At 41.6% G+C, this 15,591-nt stretch carries 13 protein-coding genes; 8 read left to right on the top strand and 5 right to left on the bottom strand.

What is annotated here, in order from left to right; translation table 11 throughout:
• The first annotated feature begins 159 nt into the window (after positions 1-159).
• Both IQO02_RS14525 and IQO02_RS14520 read left to right on the top strand, forming a co-directional pair.
• On the top strand, positions 160-1,383 hold the full coding sequence (locus IQO02_RS14525) for an aromatic amino acid transport family protein (RefSeq protein ID WP_016793676.1): 1,224 nt from the start codon (positions 160-162) through the stop codon (positions 1,381-1,383).
• 148 nt (positions 1,384-1,531) lie between these two features.
• Positions 1,532-2,956: a methyl-accepting chemotaxis protein gene (locus tag IQO02_RS14520; protein WP_010429493.1), complete on the top strand. Its 1,425-nt coding sequence runs from the start codon at positions 1,532-1,534 to the stop codon at positions 2,954-2,956.
• A 596-nt stretch (positions 2,957-3,552) separates the two neighbouring features.
• Here IQO02_RS14520 and IQO02_RS14515 read toward each other — a convergent pair.
• The 3 genes from IQO02_RS14515 to IQO02_RS14505 form a co-directional block, all read right to left on the bottom strand.
• Positions 3,553-4,278, bottom strand: a complete 726-nt coding sequence (locus tag IQO02_RS14515) for an HAD-IA family hydrolase (RefSeq protein ID WP_016768765.1) — start codon at positions 4,276-4,278, stop codon at positions 3,553-3,555.
• A 325-nt stretch (positions 4,279-4,603) separates the two neighbouring features.
• Positions 4,604-6,448: an HD domain-containing phosphohydrolase gene (locus IQO02_RS14510; RefSeq protein WP_016793675.1), complete on the bottom strand. Its 1,845-nt coding sequence runs from the start codon at positions 6,446-6,448 to the stop codon at positions 4,604-4,606.
• Positions 6,449-6,508: 60 nt separating this feature from the next.
• Positions 6,509-7,003, bottom strand: coding sequence for a hypothetical protein (locus IQO02_RS14505; protein WP_010429480.1), 495 nt, complete (start codon positions 7,001-7,003; stop codon positions 6,509-6,511).
• 248 nt (positions 7,004-7,251) lie between these two features.
• Here IQO02_RS14505 and IQO02_RS14500 point away from each other — a divergent pair, with 248 nt between their 5' ends.
• From IQO02_RS14500 to IQO02_RS14485, 4 genes are all read left to right on the top strand, one after another.
• Positions 7,252-7,728 (top strand): CreA family protein, encoded by a 477-nt coding sequence (locus tag IQO02_RS14500; protein ID WP_010429477.1) that lies wholly within the window; start codon positions 7,252-7,254, stop codon positions 7,726-7,728.
• 143 nt (positions 7,729-7,871) lie between these two features.
• Positions 7,872-9,176 (top strand): inosine/guanosine kinase, encoded by a 1,305-nt coding sequence (locus IQO02_RS14495; protein ID WP_010429474.1) that lies wholly within the window; start codon positions 7,872-7,874, stop codon positions 9,174-9,176.
• Between the two features lie 300 nt (positions 9,177-9,476).
• Entirely contained in the window at positions 9,477-11,225 is a 1,749-nt protein-coding gene (locus tag IQO02_RS14490) for a formate--tetrahydrofolate ligase (RefSeq protein WP_010429472.1), read from the top strand.
• Between the two features lie 254 nt (positions 11,226-11,479).
• Positions 11,480-13,384: a diguanylate cyclase gene (locus IQO02_RS14485; protein ID WP_010429468.1), complete on the top strand. Its 1,905-nt coding sequence runs from the start codon at positions 11,480-11,482 to the stop codon at positions 13,382-13,384.
• Between the two features lie 65 nt (positions 13,385-13,449).
• Here IQO02_RS14485 and IQO02_RS14480 read toward each other — a convergent pair whose 3' ends face one another.
• Positions 13,450-14,055, bottom strand: coding sequence for a beta-phosphoglucomutase family hydrolase (locus IQO02_RS14480; protein WP_016793674.1), 606 nt, complete (start codon positions 14,053-14,055; stop codon positions 13,450-13,452).
• Positions 14,056-14,142: 87 nt separating this feature from the next.
• Between IQO02_RS14480 and arfB the strand changes: the two genes are divergently transcribed.
• Entirely contained in the window at positions 14,143-14,553 is a 411-nt protein-coding gene (arfB, locus tag IQO02_RS14475; protein ID WP_016768716.1) for an alternative ribosome rescue aminoacyl-tRNA hydrolase ArfB, read from the top strand.
• A gap of 142 nt (positions 14,554-14,695) precedes the next feature.
• Here the strand turns inward: arfB and IQO02_RS14470 are convergent, their stop codons facing one another.
• Positions 14,696-15,013 (bottom strand): helix-turn-helix transcriptional regulator, encoded by a 318-nt coding sequence (locus IQO02_RS14470; protein ID WP_010429462.1) that lies wholly within the window; start codon positions 15,011-15,013, stop codon positions 14,696-14,698.
• A gap of 199 nt (positions 15,014-15,212) precedes the next feature.
• Between IQO02_RS14470 and IQO02_RS14465 the strand changes: the two genes are divergently transcribed.
• Positions 15,213-15,536: a hypothetical protein gene (locus IQO02_RS14465; protein WP_016768715.1), complete on the top strand. Its 324-nt coding sequence runs from the start codon at positions 15,213-15,215 to the stop codon at positions 15,534-15,536.
• The last annotated feature ends 55 nt before the right edge of the window (positions 15,537-15,591 follow it).

Genomic DNA, 15,591 nt, shown 5'->3' with positions numbered 1-15,591 from the left:
AAACCAAGATTTACACTGGATATTTTTAATTACACAAAGCATTGCATTTGGAATTAAACTCAATCAGAATACTTGAAAATCGAGATATTCTTTGGGTTTATGCACTTAAGCTAGAAGAATTACAATGAAAATACACTCTAACGTAAAGAATTATATACAATGAATAAATCAAAGGTTTTTGGTAGTACTTTGATCATTGCTGGTACCACAATTGGTGCTGGCATGCTCGCTCTTCCCCTTGCTTCTGCAGGTATCGGCTTTTCCACTTCACTTTTCTTGATGTTGGGTTTGTGGGCATTAATGGCATTTACGGCTCTATTAATGGTAGAGCTTCATCAATTCGCAGAATCTGACGCAACCCTACACACTTTAGCTCACACAATTTTAGGGACAAAAGGAAAGTGGATTGCGAGCTTCGCGGTGATGTTTCTGTTTTACGCTTTATGTGCGGCATACATCGCGGGCGGTGGTGCCCAGTTTAACCAACGTATTTCGGATATCGCGGGTATCGAGCTCAACTCTCAAATCACCACTCTTCTATTCACACTGTTAGTTGCAGGCGTTGTAACTATTGGTACACACAGTGTCGACAAAGTTAACCGCGTTTTATTTGGGTTAAAGCTAATCGCAATGGTTTTAGTTCTAAGTTTCTTAGCACCAAACATTACCTCTCAGTACCTAATGAGTATGCCATTGCAGCAAGGTCTTATTGTTGCAGCAATTCCTGTCGTATTTACTTCTTTCGGTTTCCACGGCAGCATTCCATCGATCGTTCGCTATTTAGATGGCGATGTTCGCTCTTTACGTAAAGTAATGATTATTGGCTCAGCACTACCTTTAGTTATCTACGTTTTCTGGCAGAGTGTGACTTTAGGTGTGATTAGCCAAGAACAACTATTGTCAGATACAAGCTTGGGCGCGCTTTTAGTATCTCTATCGCAAACCGTTCACCAATCCAACCTGAGCGTGATCGTCGGTGTATTCGCGGACCTTGCACTACTGACTTCTTTTATTGGCGTAAGTTTAGGGTTATTTGAATTCATGGGTGATTCTCTTAGCAATAAGCTTGGCAACGGCAAACGTGCAAAAACAGCGGTTATCACCTTCTTACCACCACTTGGTTTTGCTCTGTTTTACCCTCAAGGATTCATCACAGCATTGGGCTACGCAGCTATTGCGCTTTCTGTGCTGGCAATCCTTTTACCTACCGTCATGGTTTACAAGATTCGTTACACTGACTTCTCTGTTCAATCGCAAGGGACAGGAACGACTTACCAAGTATTAGGTGGAAGCAAAGCACTGTTTTTAGCTGGCACTATTGGTATATTTATCATTGCTATCCAAATCTTGATTTCAGTAGGGTTATTACCGTCACTTGGCTAATAAAGGGATCTGAGATTGAATAAGTTGATCGATATCTCATAATTGATATCTCCATATCATTAATTTTCACAGTTACCTGGATTAGATCACATTTTTATTAGGGTCGGTTATTTAGAGTCCACGGTAAAGGATTTACCGTGGAGTTTTTATGAAAGAAGTACAGTTTCGAACGATAGACAAGTTGTTTATCAAAATGTCTATTAACGATAAGTTTTGGGTCATTTTCTTAATATTTTTGGCCGCAGTGGTAAGCTTATCTGGTTTAAACTACGTCAGTAAAATGGACCAAATTGACGCTAGTGCAAAACAGCAGGTTGAGTATCAACTTAAAGGTATTTTGTCTGCATCAGAATCACCTGCCTCTATCGACTCAGTTCGCCAACAATCACGCCCTCAAGAAACCAATGTACTCAACAATGGTTCTGTTACGGCAACCGCGTTAGCGAAAGATGGTAACTACTACTCACTGACTGTTTCCGATATCAATACACAAAATCAAAAGCAACAAGCACTATACACCTTCTTACTCAGTCTCTTATGGTGTGTCCCTTTTGGTATTTTCTGCTATTGGGTAGCGACCTTCTTAGGCGGCGCGCTTTGGGTACTTTATTCAACCACTCAAAAGATTGGTGACGGTGACTTAACCTCACGACTTGGTTTCCACCCAGGCCGTGATGAGTTTGGTACGATTGGTTGTGCACTCGACCGCTCAATGGACACACTTAGCGAGCTCGTAGACAATGTAAACCACAGCGCTGCGACACTAAGCGAAACGTCTGCATCTTTTGAAACAGAGATGAAACGCAGTGAAACTCAAATTATGAGCCAAAACGCGTCACTGGATTCCGTTGCAACAGCAATGGACCAAATGACCGCTTCAGCCAATGAAGTTTCTAATATTTCAGCTCGTTCAACAGAACAAACAGAACAAGACGCACAACAAATTAACGATAGCCACGCTAAGGTTCAGCAAGCCATCTCAGAGATCACCACCCTTTCTTCTTTGATTGAGCAAACTTCTTCTTCTGTTACTAGCCTCAACGTAAACACTAGTCAAATTAATGAAGTCATCACGACGATCAACGCTATTTCAGAGCAAACTAACTTACTTGCATTAAATGCTGCGATTGAAGCGGCTCGTGCGGGTGAACAAGGTCGTGGTTTTGCTGTTGTTGCTGATGAAGTAAGAACCCTGGCAAGTAGAACTCAGTCTGCTACAGTTGAGATCCAAACAATGATTGAGCGTCTTCAACAAGAAAGCCAAAATATTGCAAAGATTACCGAACAAACCGTTGACCAAGCACAAACCAGTAGTCATCTAATTTCGGATATTGGCCATGACGTTCACTCTATCGCTGACTCAGCGCAAGCGTTAATGGACATGAGTATTCAAATAGCGACCTCGGCCGATGAACAAAGTAATGTTGCGAACACGATTGCTGCAGAGCTTAATGATATTCGCAGCCAATCTGATGTAATTAAAGACGTCGCACAGAATTCTTCAAATGGTGTATCTAAGCTGACAGAAGCATCGGTTTCTCTGTCTCAGACACTAGCGAGATACCGCACTTAACGACGAGATATACGAGACAAGCAGCGTGAAGCAACTTGTTCCAAAACCAGTTAACCCAAAAGGACTCGTAAGAGTCCTTTTTTATTGGGGTTTTGTGTATCTAATTAACCATTGATAACTAAGCTTAGCGTCGCAAGATACTAAGTACTGGGGATATAGCGGGTAAAGGAAACAGAAAATAAACAAGAAAAATTGGTCCAGAATGCTTCAAAGAGACATCGTTAGACTGCTAAGCAACCCATTACTCAGAAAACTCACAGAGTAAAAACAATGCAACATGGCCACCTGTATGCCCGTTAACTATCAGATTATCATTACCATGAAGTTAGTCGCAAAGGAGAGATTATAAGCAGTCAAAACTGTCTAATAATCGAGCTTAGGAGTAATCTAATAGTACGGGTCTTATTTTCGCTTACCCTCTTGCTGCAGGTGACACATAATGAATAAAACAGAAGCACCGAACACCGAAAACATCACGTGCCCTTTATGCCAACACGACGAATATCTGCTTTCAGAAAGTGGAGAGAAGTTTACTTGCGCATCTTGCGGTTTTCATACCAAACAATTTAGTAAAGTCATTAGTCTTGAGCTCGGCTCTACCCCACCAAAGCTCCCGAACTCGGTATACCCCCACTTGAACAGTGCTTGCCATTAATCCAAACCGAAATTTCTTCCAAACTGTATATATCCTGAGCCGCTAGTTCTGTAGAGCCGGCTTCTGGATATACGCTTAATTCTTCAATACTTGGGCGCAGTCGGAACGATTGAATACCAGCACGCACACCAGCCTCAATCCCCTTCAAAGTGTCATCCACATAAATACATTCATTGGGTAAAAAGCCCATATTCATAGCTGTATACATAATAAGGTCAGGTTCTGGCTTCCAGCTATTGGCGTCAAAAGCCGAAAACACTTTGCCTTTGAAGTCGTCAAGCATACCTGTCATCGCTAATGAAGATTCAACTCGAGATTTAGGTGCATTGGAAGCAATACAAAATTCGATATCTTGTCGCTTAAGGAATTCAATAAGCTCTATAGCACCATCCATTGGCTTTAAATGGCGCTGGAACAATGCTTCTAGTTCTGTTCGATATAACGGCTCAAGCGTATCGATCGAGATAGAAAGCCCTAAACGTTCCTGTGTATCCATCAATATATCGGCTAACTTCCCGCCTTGAAAGTGAGCATAACAATCATTGACGTTTAAACTAGCTCCAAAATCAGCAAACACATTCACTAAAGCTTGGCAGCAAAGCTTCTCACTATCAATCAGCGTTCCATCACAATCAAAAATCACACATTTAGTCTGTTCTAGCCGCATAGGTATTTCACTCACATCAAATCCAAGCTTTATCCTATAGGGTTATCTTAATGCTAGAGATGACTTAGGTAACAGTTTACCGATGCGCACTTATTTATCTTCGCAAAATATGCAGCTGATCACTTAATAGCTAAAGTTAAGCAACAGGTTTCACCAAATTAAATCAACTTTATTAGAACCAAATGCTGCCATGTTTACAAAAGCAAATGAATATCAGTTCAAAATATAAAGGGACTTGGCTAATGTTCTGAAGAAAAAGGCCAACTGGAGAGTGTTATAAAGGTTAAAGAGAGCATCTGCTTAAGCTAATGATGGCGACAATCGCCTACACAGTACTTAACTCACTCTTTGCAGACACTGTTTGCTGTAGGTCAGTTGCATCTTTTGGAGCGACAGTAGCTTGTAAATTGATCACGTGACGTGAATCCTCGGTATCAGGATAAGTATCTCTTATCGCGACGAACTCAGCTAAGTGATTCAATAAGATCTTGGTCAGCTTCGGGTCGAATTGATAACCACACTCTCGCTCAAACAAGTCCACAACCATCTCTAATGGCCATGGCTCTTTGTAGCAACGAGTACTAAGTAGTGCATCAAATACATCAGCCACTGCAGTAATGCGAGCAAACAGATGAATTTCCTCACCAACCTTACCACTAGGATAACCCGCTCCGTCCCAACGCTCATGGTGCTCGTTAGCAATGATCGCAGCAAGGTTAGTAATGTCACCAGCACCGCTTTTCAATAAGTTGTAGCCAGCTGTAGTATGTAATTTCATCACCTCCCACTCTTGTGGCGTTAACTTGCCAGGCTTATCCAAGATCGATTCCGGTACCGAAATTTTTCCGACATCATGCATCGGGCTGATTATCTCAATCATCTCGACCTCACGATGACTTAAGCCGTGATGCTTGGCGAGTAATGCTGATAATTTAGCGACACGTTTAACGTGATTCCCTGTCTCACCAGAGCGGGTTTCAATGGCCTCACCCAATACATGAATCATGTCCTTTTGAACATTTAGTGTCTGCTTCTGAAGGGCTAGGATTCGTTTGTTCTTCTTCGCTAACTCTTTCTTCTGACGTAAAGTAATGAACTGCATTACGATAATCAGACTCAACCCTGCAATCACCATGATCAAACCCAACAGTATTTGGAAATTCTTACGTATGAAAGAAGCTGGTTCATTGATGACTACCGATTGTTCAGGAAGTGCACTCTTGTTAATACCAAACTTATTCATTGCAGGGTAATTAAAGACAAAACGTATATTATCACCCGGAATTAAAGGGGCAGAAAATCCGAGCGGCACGTATTTATCCAAAGCATTGACCGCCTCTTCCCCCATACTTTGTGAATGATTTACATAGCCACCGAATACATCACCTAAGATGTTAAATTGCCAAAGCGCAAATACAGGTGCCGCGCTCGAAGTTGACAGGATCTCCGCTACCTCTTTGTAAGAGTGGTAAATTGCTTTATGTAGCTCTGTGTTGTAGTGACTGAGTAACACAGCGTCATCAACAGAAATTGTCTTTAAGTATTGGCTCGCTTGTTCAAGCGTTTGACTTCCAATTTCAATCAAGTTGATATGCGGAAATTCAGCCATTACTTTATGCACTTCTTTTCGTATCAACTCAGACGTGACACTGTAATCATTTACAAAATATAAGTTCTTAAGGTTTGGTCTTAATTGCGCAATAAGCGCAATATTAATATCAATATGGTCATTCTCATACAGCACGGTCGCCTTGTCGGTGACCGCGTACATATCAGTACTAATATCATTGATACCAGCAGCAACAACAGGTGTCGAACGATCAATCACTGAGCTTAACGACTTAAGAAAATTTGCTGCGTTATCGTCAGTGACAATGACGCCATCAAACTTATACTCCGAATATTTAGTTTCGAAGTATGCTGCCAAAGCGTCGTAATACTCAGGGCTATGGATACGCTTGGTATCTAAGTATTCTACAGAGAGCTTTATTTCAGCTTTTGAGTGTTTGAACGCGTTTTCGATTCCTTTTTGGAAATCCGCGGTCCATTGGTAGGAAGGTTCGTAGGAGTGCAGAACTAGAATTTGTTTAATATCCCAGTCTTTAGCATGTGTAACAGGAGAAAAAGCGCTAACACACAATACAGCGATTGATATCAATAGCTTGTACATACAAAACCCTTTTTAAAAGATGGGGTATTGTACTCAGATTAACGCTTTCTCAAAGAATCTTTAGTTCTCAACCCATACTTGATCGCCAGAAGCATGATCTTGTGCCCAAAAATCATGTAACTGTTTAGCAAAGCCGTTGATATCTTGATCATTCTTATTAACAACGTCCGATATCAACAGACAACTTGCACCTTGAGTCACAATCGCACTCGCCACAACATCGCCTTTTGTTGTCCCTACATAAAGCTCATGTTCGTCCGACAGCATTATCTGGCTTAAGAATTCCAACATGTGCGCTCTTTCGGTTTCATTTTGATAGGCACTGGCTTGGTTAAGAGAGAAAAGTACGGTCAGTTTATGGAAGTCGACTTTGTGCAATTCATCAATTTGAGTAGGAGTTTGGTCTTGCGGGAGGAGTTGGTAAGTCTTTTGAGAAAGTTGGTTTTTATAGATGTCTCGACCGAGGAGGCTCTCTTTTGCAGGATATGCAATATCGAGTTGACTAAATAGCCATTTATTTTTCTGGTGTGCAATTTCAGGTATTTCGTTATTCATTCTTTTAGTACCCACGGTTAGTATCCCCAAATATCACAGTTATTTGGAAGACATATGGTCGACTGAGGTGCCGAACTACAAGCAGAAAGGATACAGAGCATGATCAAAGCCAACAAGTACTTTAAATGCTTCATCTTTTTCATTATCCAACAACATCCTTTAAGAACTTAACGAAAAGCTCTACACTCGTATTCAAGCTTTCAATATCCTTATAGTAAACAGAACTATATAAATAAAAAGGACTTCTTATGAAAAAAGCCTTAATAACAGCAGGTATCATCGCAATGTTAACTGGCTGTTCGGACAACGAGGTTGGCGACGTCTCACTGGGTTTCTTCACAATGAAAGATATCAAGATGTCTTCTTTAGATGACGATAAGATCGCAGGTGTGACTTGCCATATCGCATCAATAGAGGCAAACCTCAGCCTTTCTGATCCAAGTGATAGCTCTATTTCTTGTCGTCAAACAGGTGAAATCACACCAGAAATGATTGCTCAAATTGACAAAAGCAAGTCAGGCGAAGTGGTATTTAAGAAATCAAAGAGTATTTTCTTCAAGACAATGAAGGTTCGCCGTATTTACGATGCAGAGAATCAATCACTGCTCTACTTGTCTTACACTACAAAGGAAACAGAAGGTAGCTTCAAACACAGCCTTTCAACTGTTCCGCTATGGGGTACAAAGGCTTACGTTGATCCCGCAACGTTAGTACCAACAGAATAGCGACAAGCGAATAGTCTTACGTAAATAGTCAAGCGAATCACCTGTACAGACATTGTACAGGTGATTCAAAATGTAATAAAAATGAAAGAAACAGAAATAAAATGTGATATCATGCGGCAAAATTTTTTCACTGTATTTTTCATATGAAGTTTCCTGGACAGCGTAAATCTAAGCACTACTTTCCAACTCACGCACGTGATCCGTTGGTCAACCAAATTCAACAAACACCCAAGCTACACCGCGCAACAATTGTCGGTGTTGGTCAAACGATTGTTGATATCGAAGCCCGTGTTGATAACGCGTTCTTAGAAAAATACGAGCTGAGTAAAGGTCACTCGCTAGTATTGGAAGAAAGTAAAGCAGATGCGCTATATGAAGAGTTAGTTGAGCGTGGTTTGATCACACATCAATACCCTGGCGATACTATTGGTAATACACTGCACAATTATTCCGTACTCGCAGACAGCAAATCTGTTCTGCTTGGCGTCATGTCTAAGAAAATTGAAGTTGGCTCATTTGGTTATCGTTACCTATGCCGCACTTCTTCTCGTATGAACTTAAACCACCTACAAACTGTTGATGGTCCTATTGGTCGTTGTTATACGCTCATTACCGAAGATGGCGAACGTACATTCGCGATCAACGAAGGACACATGAATCAACTGCTTCCTGAAAGCATTCCTGAGCAGGTTTTCGAAAAGGCCTCAGCGTTAGTCGTCTCTTCATACTTAATGCGCGGTAAGCCAGAAGATCCAATGCCAAAAGCCGTGCAAAAAGCAATTGAATACGCGAAATCGCACAATGTGCCTGTTGTACTCACGCTTGGTACTAAATACGTGATCGAAGGAAATGCTGAATGGTGGCAAGAATACCTAAAAGAAAACGTTACTATCGTTGCGATGAACGAAGATGAGGGTGAAGCTCTAACTGGCGAGAAAGATCCTCTACTTGCGGCTAATAAAGCACTTGAATGGGTAGACCTAGTGCTATGTACTGCTGGCCCAATCGGTCTTTACATGGCTGGCTACACAGACGAGTTAGCGAAGCGTGAAACGACTCTGCCATTGTTACCAGGTAACATCCCAGAGTTCAATAAGTATGAATTCAGCCGTGCAATGCGTAAGCAAGACTGCCAAGACCCAGTGAAAGTATACTCTCACATCGGCCCTTACTTAGGTGGTCCACTAGAGATTAAAAACACCAACGGTGCTGGCGATGGCGCGCTTTCTGCTCTATTACACGATATGGCAGCGAACAGCTACCACCACGTGAACGTGCCGAACTCAGAAAAACATGAATACACGTGCCTAACGTACTCGTCATTGTCCCAAATTTGTAAGTACGCAAACCGTGTAAGCTACGAAGTGTTGACTCAGCACTCTCCTCGCCTTTCTCGCGCGCTACCAGAACGCGAAGATAGTTTAGAAGAAACATACTGGGATCGTTAATCAGGCTTTAGCTAATTAGATGATTAACTAATTAGCTTTATTAGCTGGTGAGACTTTCCAGAACTAAAAGGGCTGCTATATGCAGCCCTTTTTGTATCAAACGATAATGTAAGTACAACCGAAGGTAATCAAATCGAATATTTTGCTCGTTTAAGATTTGATCTCGCGCAATGACTCTTTAGATCTGTTATCTTCCAGCACATAATTCGTGTGGTTTGCCTTTACTTGGCAAATTTATACAGTACTATCGCCACGCAAACGTTTACGTACCACCTTTCTGTTCTGATATAAGGATCAAATATGCTATCTGATATTGATATTTGTCGCTCAACTCCCCTTAAAAACATCAGTGAGGTTGCCAAACACGCTGGCTTACAAAATAACGAACACCAGCCACTAGGGCAATATAAGTCAAAGGTGTCTCTAACGTCACTGGAGCGTCTCGCTAACCAACAAGATGGTAAGTTGGTTGTCGTAACAGCGATTACTCCGACGCCGCTCGGTGAAGGTAAAACCGTTACCACAATCGGACTAGCACAAGGGCTCGCTAAGATTAACCAATCGGCAATGGCCTGTATTCGTCAGCCTTCAATGGGCCCAGTATTCGGCGTTAAAGGCGGTGCTGCAGGCGGTGGATATTCTCAAGTAGCCCCAATGGAACAATTAAACCTGCATCTGACTGGCGATATTCATGCTGTAACAGCTGCTCACAACCTCGCATCTGCCGCGATTGACGCACGTTTGTATCACGAGCAACGTGAAGGTTTAGGAGCTTTTGAAGCGCGCTCTGGCTTAAAAGCCTTAGATATCGATCCCAACAGAATCGTGTGGCGTCGTGTGCTCGATCACAATGACCGCGCACTTCGTATGCTCACCGTTGGAAAAAATGAAGCCGGTAAAACGATTAATGGCTTTGAGCGTGAAGACGGATTTGATATCTCAGCAGCTTCAGAGTTAATGGCAATACTCGCATTGGCGAATAACCTTCAAGACTTGCGTAAACGTATCGGTCGAGTGGTACTTGCGTATAACCAGCACGGCTTACCGCTAACGGCAGATGACTTCAGCGTTGCAGGGGCGATGACCGTAACAATGAAAGATTCTATCGAGCCTACATTGATGCAAACCCTTGAAGGCGTTCCTACGTTAATTCACGCTGGGCCATTCGCAAACATTGCACATGGCAACTCATCCATCATTGCCGATAAAATAGCATTGAAGCTTAGTGACTTTGTTGTAACTGAAGGTGGGTTCGGCTCAGATATGGGCTTTGAAAAAGCGTGCAACATAAAAGTGAAGGCGTCGAACAAGAAACCTGACTGCGCAGTTGTCGTTGCAACATTACGCGGCTTAAAGGCGAACTCTGGATTATACGATTTAAGACCAGGGAATCCCTTACCAGATTCAATTTTTAGTGATGACCAAGACGCGCTGATAGCAGGCTTTGAAAACCTTAAATGGCATATCAACAACGTCAAGCAGTACGGCGCACCTATTGTCGTTGCAATCAACCGCTTCCCACAAGACTCAATTCAAGAGCTAAACGCTTTAAAACAGATGATCATCGATTTTGACCCAAGTGTTCGCGTTGAAATAAGCGAAGCATTTGGCAAAGGCGGTGAAGGTGCCACTCAACTAGCGCATGCCGTCGTAAAAGCTTGCCAAGATAACAATGAGTTCAAGCCGTTGTATCAATCTGAACAGAGTTTGGAAGAGAAACTGATGGCAGTTGCTGAAGTTGGCTACGGGGCATCAAGCATTACATTATCAGCTCTTGCGAAGCAACAGCTTGAAGAATTTAACAAACACGGCTTTAACGGCCTATCGGTTTGCTTGGCAAAAACGCCGTTGTCTATCTCGACAGAAGCACACATAAAAGGAGCGCCGGCTCATTTTGACGTTCCTGTTAGAGAATTAAAACTGTGTGCTGGTGCGGGCTTTATTTATGCTTTGTGTGGCAATGTGATGACCATGCCTGGGTTACCTGATAAACCTGCATTTATGTCGTTGGATATTGATGACAAAGGGGACATCATCGGGTTAAGTTAATCAATACAATATCTTAGTTCAATTGAGAAGCTCACCAACGATTTGCCTACTCGCCATCTAACGAATTAGCCTGTTACGAGTAGGCATCATTTAGCGTTGTTTATTATTACTTAATCAATCAATTATCAACCCCAATTGCAAAAAGTTGCACTAAAACCATAATAATATGCAAATCTTGCTTTAAGTTCTGGGTCAAGATCACATTAAAAACCCTATAAAATATATAGTATTGCGCTGATTCTTTAAGGACAGCGATGAATACGAGTATAAAAAAGCTAATCAGTCAATTTCTGTGCACCTTATTTGCGCTAGGATTAGTCCCTGCCCTCTATATTAACTCCGAGCTTGATAGGGTCGAGGCTCAGCACGCGTTAAATATTAAACAGTCTAGCCAAAATCAAATCGAATATAGCTTCAATGAGCTTGCTGTTATTGTCGATCAAATCTCAAACTCTGTTCCTGCCATTGCCGATTCACGGACGCTGCTACGCGCAATTGAAGAGCCTTCAACTATCAATAGAGAAACATTAGAAGATCTTTGGGTAATGCTGGCTCGTGGCCAACAATATTACTCTCAACTTCGCTATCTCGATCTAGAGGGTAATGAAGTTTTTCGTATAAATTACAACAATAAAAAAGCAAAGATAGTTCCAAATAACAAGTTACAAGACAAATCAGCTCGTGGTTACTTTAAAACACTTCAGCAGTTAAAAATTGGAGAAGTTAGCTCTAATGGGATTGATCTGGAGATTGAAAATGGTGAGATCGTCCACCCACTGATCCCAGCACTGCGAATAATGACGCCAGTTGCTTCAGGCAACCGTATTCTCGGATATTTTATTGCCAACCTAAACATGCTTGAAATATACGACCGCCTTCTGTATCAAATCGGCACATCGTATGCTGTTCCCGTCATACTCAACCAAACGGGACATGTCATCATGGGGCCCGATATTGAAGAATCATTTGGACACCTTATTGAATCTCGTGCTGATAAAACTTACGCCAAGCTTTATCCAGAACTTTGGCGAGCGATTCAAGATGATCGCTCTTCAAGCTATTTTGATGGCAAAAACTGGTATTTCCATTCAAACATTAGTCCAAAAATAAAACAGTTTGAAGGGCCTATTTATATGGTTCTTCATATAAAAAATCAGCAAGTAAACAGTCAATACCAACGAGAGCAACACTCAATCCTGGTTCAGACGATTACTTTAGTTGTATTAATATCAATGATTTCAATCGGTTTCGTGCTTTGGAATATAAACCATAAAAAAAATAGTATTGAAAGCCAATTAGCCAAGGCAGCAATGAACGGTATGTCTGCATTGGTTATCACCGACAGAAACAACCGAATCATCAAGGTGAACCAAGAGTTTACTCGTGTCAGTGGCTACGAACTGGAAGATGTAAAAGGCCGCCAACCATCAATGTTTGCTTCTGGACGCTATAATCAAGAGTTTTACATTAAAATGTGGAGCGTAATTCAGAAAAAAGGCATGTGGGAAGGTGAAGTAGTCAATCGTCGCAAAGACGGGTCCTTAATTACTGAAATACTTCGAATTCAGACCATTAAAGATTCTAAAGGTGTCATCCAATTTTATGTCGCGTCTTTTGTTGATATCAGTAAACACAAAGAACTTGAGAAAAGGCTGCGAAACCTGAGTGAAAAAGATGCACTAGCAGAGTGTTGGAATCGACGTAAATTCGATCTTGAACTTCGCGATGAATGTTCCCGTGTCAACCGTTACCCAACCCGAGAGCAATCTTGCTTGGCGATCTTAGATATTGATCACTTCAAACGTATAAATGACAGGTTTGGGCACGATTACGGTGACCGCGTCATTCAAACAGTCGCTCAGGTACTACAACGTGAGTGCCGTGAAACCGATGTTGTTGCGCGCATCGGCGGTGAAGAATTTGGCATCATTCTGCCGCATACCACAACCGAAGAAGCAGAATACGTACTCAACCGTTTAAGAATCGCTGTGTGCATCGAACTGGACAACGTCGTTACCATTAGTGGTGGAATTACCAACCTAACGAACGACCCTGCCCTCAATTACAAGTGTGCTGATCTTGCCCTATACGAAGCGAAAGCTGCGGGTCGAAACAACGTATGTTTATTCCTAGACAGTGAGATGAGTGAAATCGCCTAACAGAAAATCAAGGCCGTTCCTTTAGGTTGTTAACCAAAGCGCTTGCCCACCTATTAGTAATTCATTCAACTTGGCGCAGGATAAAACTCTAAGTTATTCCCTTCGACCACAAGAATACAGTCCATGTTCGCCGCGTGAGCTGCCTGCTTACCAAGATTTGTATCTTCAAACACAACACACTGTTCCGGCTTCAAACCCATTCCAAAACAAGCATCAAGGAATGTATCTGGGTTTGGCTTGTGATTTTTAACGTCCGTGGCGGTCACTAAAATATCAAGCTTGTTTAGAATATCGGTTTTCTCTAACAATTGCTCGGCACTTTTACGTTGGCTCCCCGTCCCTACAGCGATTTTCTTACTACCCAAGTGTTCTAACAACAAAGAATGCGTACAAGGAATAATATCGCCTTTGTCTTCAATAGCCGCAAATGAAGCCATCTTAAAAGTAGATACAGCCTGTGGGTCAAGCGATAAGCCATATTTACTGTTCACTTCACCTGCTATTTTATAGCTAGGCATCCCGCCTAAACTGTGCAGCCAAGATGCCTCAAAATGAAAGCCGAACTGCTCTGCCGTTTTTTGCCATGCTTGTACATGGGCAGGCATCGTATCGATCAGCGTACCGTCCATATCAAAGATTAGTCCTTCATATGCAGCCAAATCTATTTTCATCACTACTACCACTCTTTAAGAAAGTTACTGATACCATAACCAATATTCAGTATCATGACCCCATATTACCGTTCAAAATGGATGTTTATGTTACAAATCTCAAACTCTGTTTCAATTCAAGACTGGGAAATTCAGTTAACTGCGATCAGAGCACAAGGAGCTGGCGGTCAAAACGTCAATAAAGTATCCAGCGCGATACACTTGCGTTTTGACATTAACCACTCAACACTACCTGATTTCTATAAAGAAAAACTGTTAGCACATAAAGATAACCGCATCACCAAAGATGGCGTGATTATAATTAAAGCTCAACAGTATAGGACTCAAGAACAAAATCGAGATGATGCCCTATTGCGTTTGAAGGAGTTGATCTTGGAGGCGACTAAAGTGCAAAAAGTCAGAAGAGCAACTAAGCCGACGCGTGGATCTCAAAAGAGACGTTTGGAAAGTAAGAAGCAAAGAAGTACAACAAAACAACTCCGTGGAAGAGTAAGTTAGGCGATTCTAAGCCGTCTATAGAACACCACTCTACTGCAGCACAGCTCTGTTTATTCAAGTAAATCGAACCATCAACACAATCACTAATATTGAATATCTAAACATAGTAAATCAACGTTCCTTAAGAATAACTAAACCGACACTACTGCTGCTTTTTGACAGACAAAATCAGTTTGATTAACAACATTCTTTCTTCACTGCTTAACAAGCGACTCGCCGCGGCTACGTCTGCCTCTGTCGGTTGAGATGCCCCAACAACATCAAGAACGACATCCAAATCCGTTACTTTCAAGGTTCTCATAATCGAACGATATTGAGACATTTTGATATCCGCTTCACCGCGCTCGATACGTTGGTACGTTTTTAAACTCATTCCAGAACTGAAAGCTAATTTTTCTTGCGATAAATTGGCTTGTTTTCTACGTTCAATCAGCGCTATCACGATAGGTTCTTGAGACATTATCTATTCCTAAATGGACAGTTATGACCTAATTTCAGCAAGAAACAGACCATATTGACGAACAACAGTTTACATAAGCTATCAAAGGCATATTATTCGCCCTATAAAAAGCGTTATGTTTCATAAACCTTCACACATTAACCGTGATGAACGAGCAGTCTAAAAACTTGAATATTCGAGTATTGGGAAGTAGTTAAAATTGCAAATTGCGAATAAAAAAAATGTCGAATGGGAAATTGCGAGTCAATATGAATTGGCTTTTTCTTGTATCAAACAGGCTTTAAAATCAAAGTATGCGCTAAGTGAGATCAGAGCAATACAACATAGGCTTCTAACTTATAAAGAAGTATTACTTCACCAGAGTATGCTAGATGACAAGGAAATGAAGCAAGCTTTTGAAGCACTCAATTCAACAGAGAAACAGATAGTAAAGAGTGGTATCAAGACAATTAACGATACTGTTAAAGAGATCGATGAGATCATTGAGAAATACGGCAGGAAATCGACCCTAGAATTGAACTAACAGAGAAGGTTTGAGCTACCATCTGGGGATGGTGCATAGTCGACAGAAAAAGCGA

This window comes from Vibrio sp. OPT24 (assembly GCF_015163545.1).
Classification (GTDB): Bacteria; Pseudomonadota; Gammaproteobacteria; order Enterobacterales; family Vibrionaceae; genus Vibrio; species Vibrio cyclitrophicus.
The sequence above is the reverse complement of the archived record's forward strand: the minus strand, read 5'-3'. Positions and strand labels throughout refer to the sequence as shown.

Excerpts from the sequence above, each read along its gene's own strand:
- IQO02_RS14525 (WP_016793676.1), top strand. The coding sequence starts at position 160 with ATGAATAAATCAAAGGTTTTTGGTAGTACTTTGATCATTGCTGGTACC.
- IQO02_RS14520 (WP_010429493.1), top strand. The coding sequence starts at position 1,532 with ATGAAAGAAGTACAGTTTCGAACGATAGACAAGTTGTTTATCAAAATG.
- IQO02_RS14515 (WP_016768765.1), bottom strand. The coding sequence starts at position 4,278 with ATGCGGCTAGAACAGACTAAATGTGTGATTTTTGATTGTGATGGAACG.
- IQO02_RS14510 (WP_016793675.1), bottom strand. The coding sequence starts at position 6,448 with ATGTACAAGCTATTGATATCAATCGCTGTATTGTGTGTTAGCGCTTTT.
- IQO02_RS14505 (WP_010429480.1), bottom strand. The coding sequence starts at position 7,003 with ATGAATAACGAAATACCTGAAATTGCACACCAGAAAAATAAATGGCTA.
- IQO02_RS14500 (WP_010429477.1), top strand. The coding sequence starts at position 7,252 with ATGAAAAAAGCCTTAATAACAGCAGGTATCATCGCAATGTTAACTGGC.
- IQO02_RS14495 (WP_010429474.1), top strand. The coding sequence starts at position 7,872 with ATGAAGTTTCCTGGACAGCGTAAATCTAAGCACTACTTTCCAACTCAC.
- IQO02_RS14490 (WP_010429472.1), top strand. The coding sequence starts at position 9,477 with ATGCTATCTGATATTGATATTTGTCGCTCAACTCCCCTTAAAAACATC.
- IQO02_RS14485 (WP_010429468.1), top strand. The coding sequence starts at position 11,480 with ATGAATACGAGTATAAAAAAGCTAATCAGTCAATTTCTGTGCACCTTA.
- IQO02_RS14480 (WP_016793674.1), bottom strand. The coding sequence starts at position 14,055 with ATGAAAATAGATTTGGCTGCATATGAAGGACTAATCTTTGATATGGAC.
- arfB (WP_016768716.1), top strand. The coding sequence starts at position 14,143 with ATGTTACAAATCTCAAACTCTGTTTCAATTCAAGACTGGGAAATTCAG.
- IQO02_RS14470 (WP_010429462.1), bottom strand. The coding sequence starts at position 15,013 with ATGTCTCAAGAACCTATCGTGATAGCGCTGATTGAACGTAGAAAACAA.